Here is a 15,386-nt window from a genome sequence, read left to right as displayed (position 1 = left end):
AAGTTAAAAGGTGACTCCAGCGACCAGCACGATGTTGCAGTACGGCTGACATTCGCCTGTACGAACAATCGCCCGTGCCTGTCGGCTGAGCACCTTGAATTGCTCGTGACTGAGCAGATCACGACGGCCCAGAACGCCCTCTTCATTCAACGCGTCCAGCGCATTCAGTGCGGTCGGTTGCTTGTCGAAGATTTCTTTGGCCAGTGCATGGCTTTCCACCTGCATCTCGCTGAGCACGACCTTCAGGGTGCTGACGAAATCCGGGATGCCGTGAGTCAGCGCCAGATCAATCAGCTCGACACCCGGCGGCACTGGCAGCCCGGCATCACCAATGACCACCATGTCGCCATGGCCCAGGGACGCGATCAGCCGCGACAATGCGACGTTGAGCAGAGGAGTCTTTTTCATGCGGGTTTAAAGGCCTGTACGTCGGATAGAGTTGGAATGGACGGCTGTGCGCCGGCGCGGGTTACCGATAACGCGGCGGCGATCTGCCCGAAACGAATCGCCTCGGCCTCGGACCTGCCATTGGCCAGCGCAGCGGCGAAACCACCCACGAACGTGTCGCCTGCGGCCGTGGTGTCGACGGCCTTCACTTTGGGCGCCGGGAAATGCTCAAAGCTTTGGCCATTGGCGAACAGCGAGCCTTGCGCACCAAGGGTAATAATGACTTTGCCCGCACCCATGGCGATCAACTGACTGGCTGCACTTTCTGCCGTTTCCTGCGAGTCCACCGGCAACCCGCTCAACACGGTCGCTTCGCTCTCATTGGGGATCAGGTAGTCGATCGCCGCAAACCAGTCTGCCGGCAGTGGACGACTGGCCGGTGCCGGATTGAGGATCACGATTTTACCCAGCGCGCGCGCGCGCTTGAGCGCATGCCCCACCGTGGCATCCGGAATCTCGAGCTGACAGATGATCACGTCGGCGGCTTGCAGCACCACATCAAACCGGTCGATCACTGCGGGCGTCATGGCGCCATTGGCGCCGGCGACGATGACAATGGCGTTCTGACTGTTGTCATCGACCACGATCAACGCCACGCCACTGGAGTCATCGACAGCGCTCACTGCCTGGCAATCGATCTGTTCGGCCAACAAGGCGTTGCGTAGTTGCACGCCATAATCGTCGCTGCCAACACAGCCAACCATCGCCACCTGCGCGCCCAAACGCGCTGCGGCCACCGCCTGATTGGCGCCCTTGCCGCCGGAAACCGTGGCAAACGAATGACCGATCAACGTTTCGCCGCCGACCGGCAGCCGTGGCGCCCGGGTAACCAGATCCATGTTCAGGCTGCCTATTACCACTACATTTGCTGGCATACATCATTACTCGTCAATTCGGTTTCAGCGGTATTCGGTGAACACGCCGGACAACGGTGCGGTCGATTCGCGCAAGACAATACTCGGGGTCACGATCCGTTGATCAGTGCCCAGGCTCGGCGTGGCAATCCTGCGCAGCAGCACTTCGGCCGCCATCTCGCCCAGTTGCAGGATTGATTGCCCCACCGTGGTGAGTGCCGGGTAGACGTAACGACTCATCTGGATATCGTCGAAACCAATCACCGACAGCTCGCTCGGCACGCGCACATTGCGCTCCGCCGCCGCTCGCAGCACACCAATGCCGATCATGTCGTTACCGGCAAAGATTGCGCTCGGCGGATTGCGCTCGAGCAGAATCGCCGCTGCGTTGTACCCGCCAGTACTGGTGAAATCGCTTTCCAGCATGCGCCCCTGACGGACGTCAACGCCCGCCTCTTTCAGCGCTCGGCAATAACCGGCCAGACGCATCTGCGCAACACTGGTGCTGGCCGGGCCGCCGATGGTGGCGATGTCGCGGTGCCCCAACTCAAGCAAGTGCCGGGTCGCGAGGTAAGCGCCGTATTCGTGGTCGATACGCACCAGATCGGCATCGACGCCATCCAGACCTCGGTCGACGATGACCATCGGCGTTTTCACCCCGGCCAACCCCTGCGCCAGGCCGCTGTCACCGCCAGCGGAAGCAACGATCAAACCGTCGATGCGTTTCTCCAGCAACACGCGCAAATAGCTGCGCTGCTTGTCGGGATTGTCGTCGGAGTTGCAGAGGATCACGCAATAGCCGTTACGCTCGCAATAATCCTCGATGCCCCGCGCCAACTCGGCGAAGTACGGGTTGAGACTGTTGGGCACCAGCAGGCCGATGGTTGCAGTGGTCTTGGCTTTGAGCGAGCGCGCCACCGCACTCGGCACATAGTCGAGGCTCTTGATCGCCGCCTCGACTTTCAACCGCACCTCCCGACTCACCGGCCGGGTGTTGTTCACCACATGCGACACCGTCGTGTAGGAAATCCCCGCGAGGGCTGCCACATCCTTGATCGTTGCCATCTCTTAGCCCCGGCGACTGGCGCGCTGACTGCGATAAGTGTCGAGCACCACCGCGATCACGATGACGGCGCCGGTGATGATTCGTTTGGTCGGTTCAGTCGCACCGATCTGCGCCAAACCTGCCGCCAGGACCGAAATGATCAAGACCCCAAAGAATGTGCTGATCACCGAACCACGCCCGCCCATCAGGCTGGTACCGCCGATAACCACAGCTGCGATTACCTGCAACTCCAGACCGGAACCGGCATTCGGGTCAGCGGCTTCCAGACGGGAAATCTGAAACAGCGCAGCGATACCGGCCAGCAGCCCCATCAGGCTGAAGACCAGAATCTTGTAGGGTTTCGGATTGATCCCCGCGAGGCGCACCGCCTCTTCGTTGGTGCCAATGCCGATCAGGTAGCGACCGAATACGGTACGGGTCAACACGGCCTGAGCGATGATAATCACCAGCAAAGCAATGATAAACGATGGCGAGATGCCGAACGCGATCGGGTTCGACAGCCAGGCAAACGAATCACCGATGTACGCGGTGCGCGATCCCGTCATCTGATAAGCCAGACCCCGAGCCATTTCCAGCACACCGAGAGAAACGATGAACGATGGAATCCGCCACGCCACCGTGATCGAACCGGTGACGGTGCCAGCCAGCGCCGCCACTGCCATTCCGAGCAACGCCGACGGCAATACGCTCCAGCCCCAACCGAGAATGGCGACGCTGACCGTCGAAGCGGCAAGCGCCAATACCGAACCCACCGAAAGGTCGATGCCGCCGATGATCAACACGAAGGTCATGCCGACCGCCAGCACCATCAGATCAGGGATCTGGTTGGCCAGCGTACTGAAGGTGTTATAGGACAGAAAGTGGCTGCTCAAGACCGAGAACAGCGCAATCATCGCCAGCAAGGCGCCGGCCAGGCCCAGATAAGTGCCCAGACCGTAGAAGTTGCCACTACGTTTGCCGGCAGGAGATGCAGTTTTCATGGGAGATCCCTAGGCGCCGCTTCATTGAGCAACGCATCACGTTTTTGGTAGCCGGCGAACGCGGCGGCAAGCAAGTCATCCTGGGTCCAGCTGTCGCGCTCGAAGGTGTCGATCAACCGGCCGGCCGACAACACGCCGATGCGGTCACAGATCAGCATCAACTCACGCAGATCACTGGAGACCACCACCAGCGCTTTGCCCTGGCGCGTCAGTTCGCCGAGCAAGGCATAAATGTCGAACTTGGCGCCGACGTCGATGCCACGGGTCGGCTCGTCGAACAGCAGCACCGAACAGTCGCGCTCCAGCCAGCGGCCGATCACGACCTTCTGCTGGTTGCCACCGGACAACTCTGAAACCAGTTGTGTCGGACTCGAACTGCGGATGCGCATGGCGTCGATCTGACGCTGCGCCAAAGCGATCTCGTCGCCATTGTTGACGACACCACCACTGGAGATTTCCGGCATGTTGCCCAGTGCGATGTTGGCGCTGATCGATTGACTCAGCAGCAGGCCTTCACCCTTGCGGTCTTCGGTAATCAACGCGATACCGTTGCGCACCGCATCGACCGGCGAGCGCACACTGACCACTTTGGCCGGGGAGCCGAGCGCGATGGTGCCGCTGTCGGCAACGTCCGCACCAAAAATCAGTCGCAGCAGTTCTGTGCGCCCTGCCCCGATCAATCCGGAAATCCCGAAGATCTCGCCGGCACGGACTTCGAATGAAACATCGCGCACTTTGTCAGAGCGATTCAAACCCGTGACAGTCAGCGCCGGGGCGCCGATATTGCGCGGGCCCATGTCGATGTGTTCGCCCAGCTCACGACCGACCATCAGCGTAACCAGTTGCTCGCTGTTGTAATTGGCCATCGGCTCGACACAGACCAGATTGCCGTCGCGCAGCACGGCAATGCGCTGTGCGACACGGGCCAGCTCTTCGAGACGGTGGGAAATGTAAATGATCGAAACGCCGCGCGCCTGCAACCGGGTGATCTGCTCGAACAGCATTTCGACTTCACGTGCGGTCAGCATCGCGGTCGGCTCATCGAGAATCAGCACATGGCAATCGCCAATCAGGTTACGGGCGATTTCAACCATCTGCTGATGCCCGATCCCCAGCTCGCCGACCAGCGTATCCGGATCAATCGCGTCGAGACCGACTTGCGCCATGGCTTCGATCGCTGCTTTGCGCAGTTGTTTGCGGCTGATCCAGCCGCCGTTGCTCGGCAGGTTGTCGAGAAACAGGTTTTCCGCGACCGACAGTGTCGGCAACAGATTGAGCTCTTGCATGACCATACGCACGCCGAGTTCTTCAGCCTGGGTGCGGCTGCCCGGACGATAGTCCTTGCCCTGGAATTGCATCTGGCCGGTGGTCGGCGTGACCAGTCCGCCAATGATTTTCGACAGGGTACTTTTGCCGGCACCATTCTCGCCGGTCAGCGCCAGCACTTCACCGCGCATCAGCGTCAGATCGATGCCGGTGAGCACCGGTTGCGCATAGGTCTTACCGATACCGCTGACCGAGAGGACAGCGTTCGGGGCGGAAACTGACATAAAAACTCTCCATGCGCTCGCCCGGACGGACGAGCGCCGTTGTGTCGCCAGAAGACTTACTTGGTGACCAGCTCGACCGGTGTTTCGATCACGCCGTTGGCGCCGCTGTCGACTTTCTCGCCCTTGATGATTTTCAGCGCGGTTTCGATGCCGAACACTGCCTGCTTGGCAGCGAACTGGTCAGCCGTGGCCAACACGCGGCCATCCTTCAACATTGGCTTGATAGCGTTGATGTTGTCGTAACCGACCACCTGAACCTGACCGGCCTTGCCAGCGGCACGTACTGCGGAAACGGCGCCGACGGCCATGCTGTCGTTACCGGCCAGCAGTGCTTTGACGTCCGGGTATTCGCTGAGGATCGAAGCGGCAACCTTGTTGCCCTTGTCGATCTCCCAGTCACCCGATTGCAGGGAAACGATCTTGATCTGTGCGGCGTCCATCGCATCCTTGAAGCCAGCGGTACGTTGCTGAGCGTTGGTCGTGGTGGACACGCCTTCAATGATGCCGACTTCGTCACCGGCCTTGAGCTGCTTGGCCAGGTACTCACCGACCAGACGGGCGCCTTTGCGATTGTCCGGACCTACGAAGGGCACGCTGATGTTTTTGCTTTTGACGATGGCCGGATCGAGTTGGTTGTCGATGTTGATCACGGTGATACCAGCATCGACGGCTTTCTTGATCACCGGCACCATGGCCTTGGAATCGGAAGGCGCGATCACCAGTGCATTGACCTTGGCCAGGATCATTTGCTCGACGATGCGGGTCTGGCCAGCAGTATCGGTTTCATCCTTGATGCCATTAGAGATCAGGTCGAAATCGGCGGAGTGTTCTTTCTGGTACGCCTTGGCGCCATCTTCCATGGTCAGGAAGAATTCGTTGGCCAGAGACTTCATGACCAGCGCAACTTTGGGTTTTTCGGCGGATTCGGCGAATGCCGAGGAGACAGGTAGTGCGGCGGCTGTGGCAGCCAGCATAGCGACAGCAAGAAGACGTCCAGCGAATGGCAGCTTCATGGGTTCACTCCGATCTTATGATTATTGTGAGCAACGCTTGCGCTGGCGTAAGCTACTTGGCTATCTGCAGGGCCATAGTGCCCCGAGAGCGCCGCGCAAACGTTTGCGTAGACCGAACTATGCGAATCCCGCCGACATTTGTCAACAATCAGAAATCGGTATTGATTAAAGGACGAATCCGTTGCTTCGTCCCTTGATGCTCAGGCTGTGGTGTTGACCACGTTGCCGCTGGTGGAGCCCTGGGACATTTCCTTGAGCAACGCCGCCGCGACCTCCATGAGTGCGCCGCTGGTCTGCGCGATCTGACCCTGAATGGACATCACCGCCTGCGACTTGGCCTCAGGCGTCGGATAGCTCGCAGCCTGAGCCGCCGCCAGTTGCTGTTGCTGCTCCTGCAGTTGCTTCTGCAACTCTTTCATCCGCTTGAGCAGCATTTTCACGGTGACATTCAGACTGTCGCCGCTGTCCGCGCTATCGGCCTGACTGGCTTCTTGCGCAGGGCCGCCGGTCCTGACCTGGTTGCTCGGCTCTTTTTCAACGCCCAGCGCCTCGTCGGAAGCGTCCGCTTCTGCCTGGTTCATTGCATTGATCGTCGCTGCGGTTTTACCGCCGATGGTGACTGTACCCGGGTTTGAAAAACCGATCGTCAGTGACATGTGAACTCCCTAAAAAAGCGTTTCCCAGAACAACCATCGGCCTCAAGGCCGGTTTCTTTAGTAAAGAATCCCGAGCCGGCAACCGGTTTCATTCGAAAAGAAGCCGTAGTCCCTTTCGGTGAACCGAACGCGAAAGCGTCCATTGTTCGGAAACCCGGATAAACGCTTCGCCCCACCATTTGCAAATCCATAAAATCTTGATGTAAATCATCAAGTTAAACATTTCTCTAAAGCAAAGTAGGGCTGGTACAGATCCTGCTCCCTAGCCTGCACCCCGAGCATTCAGATCGGCTTGGGGCGCATCTAGATGAACCTGCATCAGCACCGTCTCACTACTAGAGAGAAAAATAATGAAATCTGCTTTCAACACTTTGGTTCCGGGCGCTTTGGCCCTTCTCCTACTCCTGCCCACCGCCCTTCAGGCGAAAGAAGTCGAAACCCAGACCAAGCTCGCTAACGTCGTAGTCCTTGCCACCGGCGGCACCATCGCCGGCGCCGGCGCGAGCGCCGCCAACAGCGCCACCTATCAAGCGGCGAAGGTTGGCGTCGAACAATTGATCGCCGGCATTCCCGAGCTGAGCAAACTGGCAAACGTGCGTGGCGAACAAGTCATGCAGATTGCTTCGGAAAGCATCACCAACGAAAACCTGCTGCAACTGGGTCGTCGCGTGGCCGAACTGGCCGATAGCAAAGACGTCGATGGCATCGTCATCACCCACGGCACCGACACCCTGGAAGAAACCGCTTACTTCCTCAACCTGGTAGAAAAAACCGACAAGCCAATCATCGTCGTCGGCTCAATGCGTCCGGGTACCGCGATGTCCGCCGATGGCATGCTCAACCTGTACAACGCCGTGGCCGTGGCCAGCAGCAAAGAAGCGCACGGCAAAGGCGTACTGGTGACCATGAACGATGAAATCCAGTCCGGTCGTGACGTCAGCAAGATGATCAACATCAAGACCGAAGCGTTCAAAAGTGCCTGGGGCCCATTGGGCATGGTGGTTGAAGGCAAATCCTACTGGTTCCGCTTGCCAGCCAAGCGTCACACCATGGATTCGGAATTCGATATCAAAAATATCAAGAGCCTGCCTGACGTAGAAATCGCTTATTCCTACGGCAACGTCAGCGATACTGCCTACAAGGCTCTCGCACAATCCGGTGCCAAGGCGATCATCCATGCCGGCACCGGTAACGGCTCGGTCTCCTCCCGCGTGGTTCCAGCCCTGCAAGCGCTGCGCAAGGATGGCGTGCAAATCATTCGCTCGTCCCACGTAAACGCTGGCGGCTTCGTTCTGCGTAACGCCGAACAACCAGACGACAAATACGACTGGGTTGTCGCTCACGACCTGAACCCGCAGAAAGCCCGCATCCTGGCAATGGTCGCCCTGACCAAAACCAATGACAGCAAAGAGTTGCAACGGATGTTCTGGGAATACTGATGGACTTTCGCCCGGTCAATTCTTGATTGGGCACCCTGCACCACTCGCCTGACGGGCGGGTGGTGCAACGCTCACAAAGCTCTCGCACTTTTCCTACAAAAAACTCGACACGACCTACACCAAAATCCGAAAACCGCTGTCAGAGGATTTTCTTGTATTTTAAGCAGTTGCGAAAATGCTTACAGTTAAATACTGTATGCACGTACAGCTTAATAAGGATAACCTCGTGGCCACCTCCCCTGATGCTCCTGACGCTTACGAACGCATAGGCATGCGCGTTCAGAAAATCATCAATTCCCCCACCGCACAAAAAGCCAAAGCCGCACTGATCTTTCGTCTTCCGGACGAGCCGATGGACGAGTGGGAGCGCCTGCTTGAGGAAATCGACGAGAACGACAACGTCACCCTCGCTTATCGCGACGACGGTGGCGTGCAGATTTTTTGGGTTGTGCCGAAGGAAGATTGATTCAATGAGTGTCCGCTGTTTTGCTTTGCTGTTGTTGTTTTTCGCCATGGGTGCCCAGGCTGGCGCACCCCGCACATTCACCGAAGCCAAGAAGGTCGCCTGGAAACTGTATGCGCCGCAGTCCACAGAGTTTTATTGCGGGTGCAAGTACACTGGCAATAAAGTTGATCTGAAGGCTTGCGGTTACGTACCGCGCAAGAATGCCAAGCGCGCATCACGCATCGAGTGGGAACACATTGTGCCGGCCTGGCAGTTCGGCCATCAGCGCCAATGCTGGCAGGAAGGCGGACGCAAGAACTGCACCCGTTACGACCCGACCTATCAAAAGGCCGAAGCCGATTTGCATAACCTGGTGCCAAGCATTGGCGAGGTCAATGGCGATCGCAGCAACTTCAGCTACGGCTGGTTGCCCGTGCAGTCCGGGCAATACGGTTCGTGCCTGACCCAGGTCGACTTCAAGGCGAAGAAGGTCATGCCCCGCCCGTCGATTCGCGGCATGATCGCCCGCACGTACTTCTACATGAGCAAGCAATACGGCTTGCGCCTGTCGAAGCAGGATCGCCAATTGTATGAAGCGTGGGACAAGACTTACCCGGTGCAGGACTGGGAGCGTCAGCGTAATCAGAGCGTGGCATGCGTGATGGGACGCGGTAATGAGTTTGTCGGCCCAGTGAACATGAAAGCCTGCGGCTGATTGCAGCGCAGACAAAAAAGGCCTCGAACGTGATGTTCGAGGCCTTTTCATTTGCACCTGATTAGCGGCTTTGTTGTGTCGCCAGCAGCCCATCAAACTCAGTGACTCACGAGGTATGCCACGCTCTTTGATCAGGTATCTGCGCAATATTCATGACGGCTGTCGACTCTTCGGCAATCCAGCCGTAAAAGCCGTCAGTGGCGGTGTCGGCGATTTCCTGGAGAATGTTCTTTTCCATGTCGACGTCAGCCAACTCAATCGCTTGCCCCGCTGCTGCCATATCAACTGGCAGAGTCACCGCCCGTTCGTTTACGGCGTGAGCGGATGCTCGACCAGCACCGACTCAACGTTCTGTTTCTTGGCCTTCACCAACGCTGCATCCACTTGCACCTTACGTGCTTCAGCTTCAGCCTGAGAGTTGAACGGACCAATCAGAATTCGCGTTTTGCCGCTGCTGTCCTTGATCACCGTAGGCACGAAGGCGTGCTCGATGAGCCAGCCACTCAGGTCGCTGACAGCCTGTGGCGTTTCACCGCGCACTTCGAGATCCCATTGTGGTGCAGCGGCCGCCGCCGGCGCCGTCACTGCTGCCGACTGTGGTTTTGCTGCGTCTGCATTCTTGCCTTCACCACACCCTGCCAATACCAGTGCCGCGACTACCCAAACCAATTTGCGCACAACGCTTTCCTCGAAATTCTCAAAGCCGCGATCTTATCATTCATAAATACTTCGCGAGCCCCGCAAAATGGGCACAAAACAACGAGATTGATGCTTGCAGCCTCTGTATAGTTACGCCCTGGGAATTAATGCCGCTTCTGCGCGTCAGAAAGAGGCACCCAAACCGTGAGACTTCGCACTAATCTATACGTACACCGACCTCTGCACTGTCTGAATCAGGTGCCCTACAAAGCAATCAAGGAGAAGACCATGCTGATACTCACCCGCAAAGTCGGTGAAAGCATAAACATTGGTGATGACATTACGATCACCATTCTGGGCGTAAGCGGCCAACAGGTCCGCATTGGTATCAATGCTCCGAAAAACGTTGCCGTGCACCGTGAAGAGATTTACCAGCGCATTCAGGCTGGCCTGACCGCCCCGGACAAGCCACAAACTCCCTGAGCCAGATCGCAGTCAGTAGCCAGTCCGTTTACCTTGTGGAATGACTGGCTAGAGATTCACGCGCCGTATTGCCATCCGCTCCCCACTCTGTTGGGCACGGCGCCTGACACGCAAAACCCGACTCCCCTTCCAACCTCTCCGCGCATGCTCTTGCTGCCCGATACTACCTGCCATCCCCGAGGCTGGCTGTCGGACATTTCCGATAGAGCGCAGAGAATTCGCCCTCTAACCGAATGTCACACCACGCGCCATGCCTGTGGCCGCAATCACCATGAGCACCAGCAACAACGCCTCGACATGACTGATTCGCGCGTACAGCTTCGCGCGCCCGGCATCGATTGCTGCGCCGCGTGCGGAAGCGATCCGCCACTTGACCAACGTGATCATCGGGGCGAGTTCTACAATCAGGATCAGCACAAACAGCATCATCTTCAGATGAAACAGTGGCTGATGAAGATAATAGTCAGTGCCCTTTTCAAAGCCTCCAAAAGCCCGCATCCCGCCTGTCACCAGCAGAATCAATGCAGAGATGCCCCATAGGTTATCGGCCAGCAAAACGCGCCGGGGCTCGCCTGAACCGGCAGCAAGGCGACTAAACGCCGTGCCACGCGTCAGTACCGCCCAGAAACCCAAGGCAAATGCCAGCAGATGAACAGCTGCAAGAAACCAATGAACCAGCATCGATACCCCCTCATCGCAGAGTTGAAAATCGGCCAGTCAGTAGTAGTTGAAAAAACCAGGATGTGCCTGCGGGGTGTCGCCAGGCCTTCAGGAGAGATCGAAAGGAAAAATTTCAGCCAGTTGAGGCAAATCGCAGGCAAAAAAAATCCCAAGCAGCTGATGGAAGCTTGGGATTTAAAAATGCATAAACCGTGGTGGTGAACGCGGGACGAATGTTACTTAATCCCACGAACAGTAACAACATTTTTTTGATAACTGGCTGGTTAGTAACACTCGTAACCTGTTCAATATCCACACTTTTTCAAAGGGCGCTGGCGACGAACGGTGAATCGTCAACCAACTGCCTGACCCGACGACGCAGAAATTCGATCAGAGGCGGGAGGCACGACGAGGACTTGCGCACGCCATTCAGCAAGGACCGCTAAACGGTGAAGCACGACGCGCAGTGGATCAACAGGCCTCGCATGGAATTTCGAATGCCCTGAGATCGACTAAACGCGAAGTCCAGCTGGCGCCCTGAGGAGGGTTTTGCAAAAGTTTTGCAAATCGCAGACAACAAAAAAGGGCCCACCTTTCGGTGAGCCCTTCTAGACCGCCCAGCAGAGCGGATTTTATTTGGTAGGCGCGATTGGACTCGAACCAACGACCCCCACCATGTCAAGGTGGTGCTCTAACCAACTGAGCTACGTGCCTGCTGTGAGGCGGCATTCTACGGAATTCCGGAGGGGTGTCAACACCTTTTTTTCACCTAACCCTATGAATATGCAAAATATTTAATTTCGGCTCGCCGACGCAGATTTTCCGGTGGCTGGCGGAGGTTTTTCAACTCGGGTAGGATCGACGCACTCGTAAAATATATTAAACAGAGGCTGCAGGATGGCGAACACCCCTTACCCAGAGTCTTATTACGCTGCGTCGGCCAATGCCGTACCGCCCCGCCCTGCCTTGCAGGATGATGTGGAGACGGACGTCTGTGTGATCGGCGCGGGGTATACCGGATTGTCCTCAGCGCTGTTCCTGTTGGAGAACGGTTTTCGCGTCACCGTGCTGGAGGCGGCCAAGGTCGGGTTCGGCGCCTCCGGGCGTAATGGCGGGCAGATCGTTAACAGTTATAGCCGTGACATTGATGTGATCGAACGCAGTGTCGGGCCGAAGCAGGCGCAGCTGCTCGGGCAGATGGCATTCGAAGGCGGCCGGATCATTCGCGAGCGCGTGGCCAAGTACAACATCCAGTGCGACCTGAAGGACGGCGGCGTGTTCGCGGCGCTGACGGCCAAGCAGATGGGCCACCTGGAATCGCAGAAGCGCCTCTGGGAGCGCTTCGGTCATACGCAACTGGAACTGCTCGATCAGCGCCGCATTCGCGAAGTGGTTGCGTGCGATCAGTACGTCGGCGGCATGCTCGACATGAGCGGTGGGCACATCCACCCGCTGAACCTTGCGCTGGGCGAAGCGGCGGCGGTCGAGTCTCTCGGCGGCACGATCTATGAACAGTCACCCGCCGTGCGCATCGAGCGCGGCGCGAACCCAGTTGTACACACGCCGCAGGGCAAGGTCAGGGCCAAATTCATCATCGTCGCGGGCAATGCCTACCTCGGTAATCTGGTGCCGGAGCTTGCGGCCAAATCGATGCCGTGCGGCACGCAAGTCATCACCACCGAGCCACTGGGTGACGAGCTGGCGAAAGCGCTGCTGCCGCAGGACTACTGCGTTGAAGACTGCAATTATCTGCTCGACTACTACCGCCTCACGGGCGACAAACGCCTGATCTTCGGCGGCGGCGTGGTGTATGGCGCGCGCGATCCGGCGAACATCGAAGCGATCATCCGCCCGAAAATGCTCAAGGCTTTCCCGCAGCTCAAGGATGTGAAAATTGACTACGCCTGGACGGGCAACTTCCTACTGACGCTGTCGCGCTTGCCGCAGGTCGGGCGCCTGGGCGACAACATCTATTATTCGCAGGGTTGCAGCGGCCATGGCGTGACCTACACGCATCTTGCAGGCAAAGTGCTGGCCGAAGCGCTACGCGGTCAGGCCGAGCGTTTTGATGCGTTTGCCGATTTGCCACACTACCCATTCCCCGGCGGGCAGTTGCTGCGTACGCCATTTGCGGCGTTGGGCGCTTGGTATTACGGCTTACGCGACAAATTCGGGATGTAAAAAAGGGCCGCTGAACAGCGGCCCTTCTTATTCAACACCGAACGGTTTCAGAGTTGTTCTCGGGCAATCCCGCTACGGATCCGCAGGATATCCGCCAGCACCGCCAAGGCAATTTCCGCTGGCGTCTTGCTGCCGAGGTTAAGACCGATCGGCGCATGAATCCGCGCCAGCTCCGCCTCGCCCAAGCCGCCAATTCGACGCAAACGCTCGAAGCGCTTCTGTGACGTCTGCAGCGAGCCCATCACGCCAATGTAGAACGCTTCGGTGCGCACCGCTTCCATCATCGCCAGGTCATCGATACGCGGATCGTGAGTGAGCGCTACGACCGCCGTGTCACGATGACAGCCACCGTCAGCAATAAACACCGACGGCAACTGCCGACGAATCTCCACGCCATCCAGCACCACGCCTTCAAGCACCTCGTCGCGCGGATCGCAGAGAATCACCTCAAAACCCAATCCAACGGCAAACTCGGCACACGCTTGCGCCACACTGGAATACCCGGCGAGCAACAAGCGCTGCGCCGCGCCGACACGAGCGCGCACCCGATCAATCTCACGCTCGATCCGCGCGCCCTGCTCGCGATCAGCGAACAGACTGCGTGCACCGCTGGCCAGATCGACCTCGCGAATCAAGCGGCGCTGACCGAGCAGCGCCGACTCCAATTCACGCAGATGCGCCTGTACCTCGCAGTCGGCGTCAAATTTCTCTACCAGCACATCGAGAATTCCGCCACAAGGCAGGCTGACCCGCGAGCGCGGATCATCACCCTCGCCGTAACGCACGACGTTGACCGCATCGAGAAACGCACCTTCGGCGACGCGCTCGAGAAAATCCTCCTCGACGCAGCCGCCGGACAGCGAACCGATCCACTGTCCGCCATCGTTCACCGCCAGCAGCGAACCCGGCGCACGCGGTGCCGAACCATAAGTCGTCAGCACGGTGCAGAGCCAGATGCGCTGCCCCGCCACCGACCACTCCAGCGCGCGGCGCACCACTTGTAGATCGAGATGCTGCATGTCAGTGCGCCTTGTGCTCGATGGACGGTGCGTCGGCTTGCAGCTTCTGCACTTCACTCACCGCCAACTCAGCGGATTGACCACCCCAACCTTGACGCAGGTAGTTGAGCAGATCAGTCAGTTGCTCAGGACTGAGCTTGCCAGCGAAGCCCGGCATCGGTTGCATGTGCTCGAACCCGGAAAACTTCTGCTCGCCGATACCATCCTCGATCACGCGCAACAGGTTGCGTGGGTCTTCCAGACGCAACGTGGTATTACCGCGCATGGCCACCGCGATATGCGGCTTGCCTTCGCCACCGACCGCATGGCAACCGGCGCAGACGTTCAGGTATTCCTGCTGGCCGCGCTGGGCGCTGGCGCTGAGTTTCTCGACTGGCACTTCAACGAGGGCTTTGGCTACCGGCGGTTTGTCGCCGAGCAGGAACGTCGCCATCGCCGCCAGATCGGCATCGCTCAGGCCTTGAGTGCTGTTGTGGAACACCGGGAACATCTCGTTGAACATCGTCCCTTGCGCGCTCATGCCGTGCTTGAGGAACGTGCCCAGATCCTGCTCGTTCCAGCCGCGCGCGGCCAGATCAGTGGCCAGCAGGCTCGGTGCCAGATAACCATTGAGGATGCCGCCAGTCAGACGCTTGTCCAGCTGCATTGCGCCCGGCAGGCCGCGCGGTGTGTGGCATTCGCCGCAGTGACCGAGTACTTCGACCATGTACTGGCCGCGCTTCCAGGCTTCGCTTTTGCCTTCGGCCGGCTCCAGTTTCAGGGCCTTGCCGTACATCATGTTCCAGCCGATCAAGCCCGGACGCACATTAAACGGGAAGCTCAGGCTGGTAACCGGGGCTGCGCGCTCGATCGGCTCGATGGTTTTCAGATACGCATGGATCGCATCCGAGTCTTCGCGCGGCATCAGGTGATACGAGGTATACGGCATAGCCGGATACAAATTCGCGCCATCGCGACGCTTGCCTTCAGTCAGCGCCGCGAAGAACTCATCATCGTTGTACAAACCGATGCCGTGCTCTTTGCTCGGGGTAATGTTGGTGCCGTAGATCGTGCCGAACGGCGAGACGATCGGCAGGCCGCCGGCAAACGGCGCGCCGCCCGGTGCAGTGTGGCAAGCCATGCAGTCAGCGGCGCGGGCGAGGTATTCGCCGCGCTTGACCTGATCATCGGCGTGGGCAAACAACACCGGCGCAGCGAGGCCGACCGCCAGGGTCAGGCGAGTCAGAAAAAGCTTCATGC

The 15,386-nt window shown here is 58.4% G+C and carries 18 protein-coding genes and 1 tRNA gene; 6 read left to right on the top strand and 13 right to left on the bottom strand.

Features of this window, described 5'->3' with window-relative positions; genetic code table 11:
- Positions 1 to 3: 3 nt before the first annotated feature.
- From rbsD to AC0ZWN_RS08385, 7 genes are all read right to left on the bottom strand, one after another.
- The gene (rbsD, locus tag AC0ZWN_RS08415; RefSeq protein WP_476334689.1) at positions 4 to 408 is read right to left on the bottom strand and encodes a D-ribose pyranase; all 405 of its coding nucleotides are present in this window, start codon (positions 406 to 408) and stop codon (positions 4 to 6) included.
- Entirely contained in the window at positions 405 to 1,322 is a 918-nt protein-coding gene (rbsK, locus tag AC0ZWN_RS08410; RefSeq protein ID WP_476334687.1) for a ribokinase, read from the bottom strand. The genes rbsD and rbsK overlap by 4 nt, the downstream gene beginning before the upstream one ends.
- A 24-nt stretch (positions 1,323 to 1,346) precedes the next feature.
- The gene (locus AC0ZWN_RS08405; RefSeq protein ID WP_476334685.1) at positions 1,347 to 2,366 is read right to left on the bottom strand and encodes a LacI family DNA-binding transcriptional regulator; all 1,020 of its coding nucleotides are present in this window, start codon (positions 2,364 to 2,366) and stop codon (positions 1,347 to 1,349) included.
- 3 nt (positions 2,367 to 2,369) lie between these two features.
- The gene (locus tag AC0ZWN_RS08400) at positions 2,370 to 3,347 is read right to left on the bottom strand and encodes an ABC transporter permease (RefSeq protein ID WP_093432140.1); all 978 of its coding nucleotides are present in this window, start codon (positions 3,345 to 3,347) and stop codon (positions 2,370 to 2,372) included.
- A complete protein-coding gene (locus tag AC0ZWN_RS08395; RefSeq protein WP_093432137.1) occupies positions 3,344 to 4,897 on the bottom strand; it encodes a sugar ABC transporter ATP-binding protein in 1,554 nt (517 codons plus the stop codon). Before AC0ZWN_RS08395 ends, AC0ZWN_RS08400 begins: the two co-directional genes overlap by 4 nt.
- A gap of 56 nt (positions 4,898 to 4,953) precedes the next feature.
- A complete protein-coding gene (locus AC0ZWN_RS08390) occupies positions 4,954 to 5,910 on the bottom strand; it encodes a sugar ABC transporter substrate-binding protein (protein ID WP_016984936.1) in 957 nt (318 codons plus the stop codon).
- 200 nt (positions 5,911 to 6,110) lie between these two features.
- Positions 6,111 to 6,566, bottom strand: a complete 456-nt coding sequence (locus tag AC0ZWN_RS08385; protein WP_093432134.1) for a hypothetical protein — start codon at positions 6,564 to 6,566, stop codon at positions 6,111 to 6,113.
- Between the two features lie 350 nt (positions 6,567 to 6,916).
- On the opposite strand from AC0ZWN_RS08385, the gene AC0ZWN_RS08380 reads away from it, so the two are divergent.
- The 3 genes from AC0ZWN_RS08380 (at position 6,917) to AC0ZWN_RS08370 (ending at position 9,165) form a co-directional block, all read left to right on the top strand.
- Positions 6,917 to 8,005 carry an asparaginase gene (locus AC0ZWN_RS08380; RefSeq protein WP_034152752.1) on the top strand — a complete coding sequence of 363 codons (1,089 nt, stop codon included), beginning with the start codon at positions 6,917 to 6,919 and terminating at the stop codon, positions 8,003 to 8,005.
- 196 nt (positions 8,006 to 8,201) lie between these two features.
- Positions 8,202 to 8,471 carry a DUF1654 domain-containing protein gene (locus tag AC0ZWN_RS08375; RefSeq protein ID WP_371748305.1) on the top strand — a complete coding sequence of 90 codons (270 nt, stop codon included), beginning with the start codon at positions 8,202 to 8,204 and terminating at the stop codon, positions 8,469 to 8,471.
- 4 nt (positions 8,472 to 8,475) lie between these two features.
- On the top strand, positions 8,476 to 9,165 hold the full coding sequence (locus AC0ZWN_RS08370; protein ID WP_093432123.1) for an endonuclease: 690 nt from the start codon (positions 8,476 to 8,478) through the stop codon (positions 9,163 to 9,165).
- Positions 9,166 to 9,271: 106 nt separating this feature from the next.
- Here the strand turns inward: AC0ZWN_RS08370 and AC0ZWN_RS08365 are convergent, their stop codons facing one another.
- Positions 9,272 to 9,463, bottom strand: a complete 192-nt coding sequence (locus AC0ZWN_RS08365; protein ID WP_460090350.1) for a hypothetical protein — start codon at positions 9,461 to 9,463, stop codon at positions 9,272 to 9,274.
- Positions 9,464 to 9,474: 11 nt separating this feature from the next.
- Positions 9,475 to 9,843: a penicillin-binding protein activator LpoB gene (locus AC0ZWN_RS08360; protein ID WP_093432120.1), complete on the bottom strand. Its 369-nt coding sequence runs from the start codon at positions 9,841 to 9,843 to the stop codon at positions 9,475 to 9,477.
- 249 nt (positions 9,844 to 10,092) lie between these two features.
- Here AC0ZWN_RS08360 and csrA point away from each other — a divergent pair, with 249 nt between their 5' ends.
- On the top strand, positions 10,093 to 10,287 hold the full coding sequence (gene csrA, locus AC0ZWN_RS08355; RefSeq protein ID WP_003179932.1) for a carbon storage regulator CsrA: 195 nt from the start codon (positions 10,093 to 10,095) through the stop codon (positions 10,285 to 10,287).
- A gap of 225 nt (positions 10,288 to 10,512) precedes the next feature.
- On the opposite strand, the gene AC0ZWN_RS08350 is transcribed toward csrA, so the two are convergent.
- Positions 10,513 to 10,968 (bottom strand): DUF2214 family protein, encoded by a 456-nt coding sequence (locus tag AC0ZWN_RS08350; RefSeq protein WP_476334684.1) that lies wholly within the window; start codon positions 10,966 to 10,968, stop codon positions 10,513 to 10,515.
- On the opposite strand from AC0ZWN_RS08350, the gene AC0ZWN_RS08345 reads away from it, so the two are divergent.
- Positions 10,957 to 11,169: a hypothetical protein gene (locus AC0ZWN_RS08345; protein ID WP_139213399.1), complete on the top strand. Its 213-nt coding sequence runs from the start codon at positions 10,957 to 10,959 to the stop codon at positions 11,167 to 11,169. The two genes, AC0ZWN_RS08350 and AC0ZWN_RS08345, sit on opposite strands and share 12 nt — an antisense overlap.
- A 415-nt stretch (positions 11,170 to 11,584) precedes the next feature.
- Here the strand turns inward: AC0ZWN_RS08345 and AC0ZWN_RS08340 are convergent.
- Positions 11,585 to 11,661: transfer RNA gene (locus AC0ZWN_RS08340), tRNA-Val, on the bottom strand.
- 183 nt (positions 11,662 to 11,844) lie between these two features.
- Between AC0ZWN_RS08340 and AC0ZWN_RS08335 the strand changes: the two genes are divergently transcribed.
- Positions 11,845 to 13,128 carry an NAD(P)/FAD-dependent oxidoreductase gene (locus tag AC0ZWN_RS08335; RefSeq protein ID WP_320414135.1) on the top strand — a complete coding sequence of 428 codons (1,284 nt, stop codon included), beginning with the start codon at positions 11,845 to 11,847 and terminating at the stop codon, positions 13,126 to 13,128.
- A 47-nt stretch (positions 13,129 to 13,175) separates the two neighbouring features.
- On the opposite strand, the gene AC0ZWN_RS08330 is transcribed toward AC0ZWN_RS08335, so the two are convergent.
- Both AC0ZWN_RS08330 and AC0ZWN_RS08325 read right to left on the bottom strand, forming a co-directional pair.
- Entirely contained in the window at positions 13,176 to 14,147 is a 972-nt protein-coding gene (locus tag AC0ZWN_RS08330; RefSeq protein ID WP_476334682.1) for an XdhC family protein, read from the bottom strand.
- 1 nt (position 14,148) lies between these two features.
- Positions 14,149 to 15,384, bottom strand: a complete 1,236-nt coding sequence (locus AC0ZWN_RS08325) for a c-type cytochrome (protein ID WP_476334681.1) — start codon at positions 15,382 to 15,384, stop codon at positions 14,149 to 14,151.
- Positions 15,385 to 15,386: the final 2 nt, after the last annotated feature.

The organism is Pseudomonas sp. 3B-A001-10F, assembly GCF_056313565.1.
The sequence above is the reverse complement of the archived record's forward strand: the minus strand, read 5'-3'. Positions and strand labels throughout refer to the sequence as shown.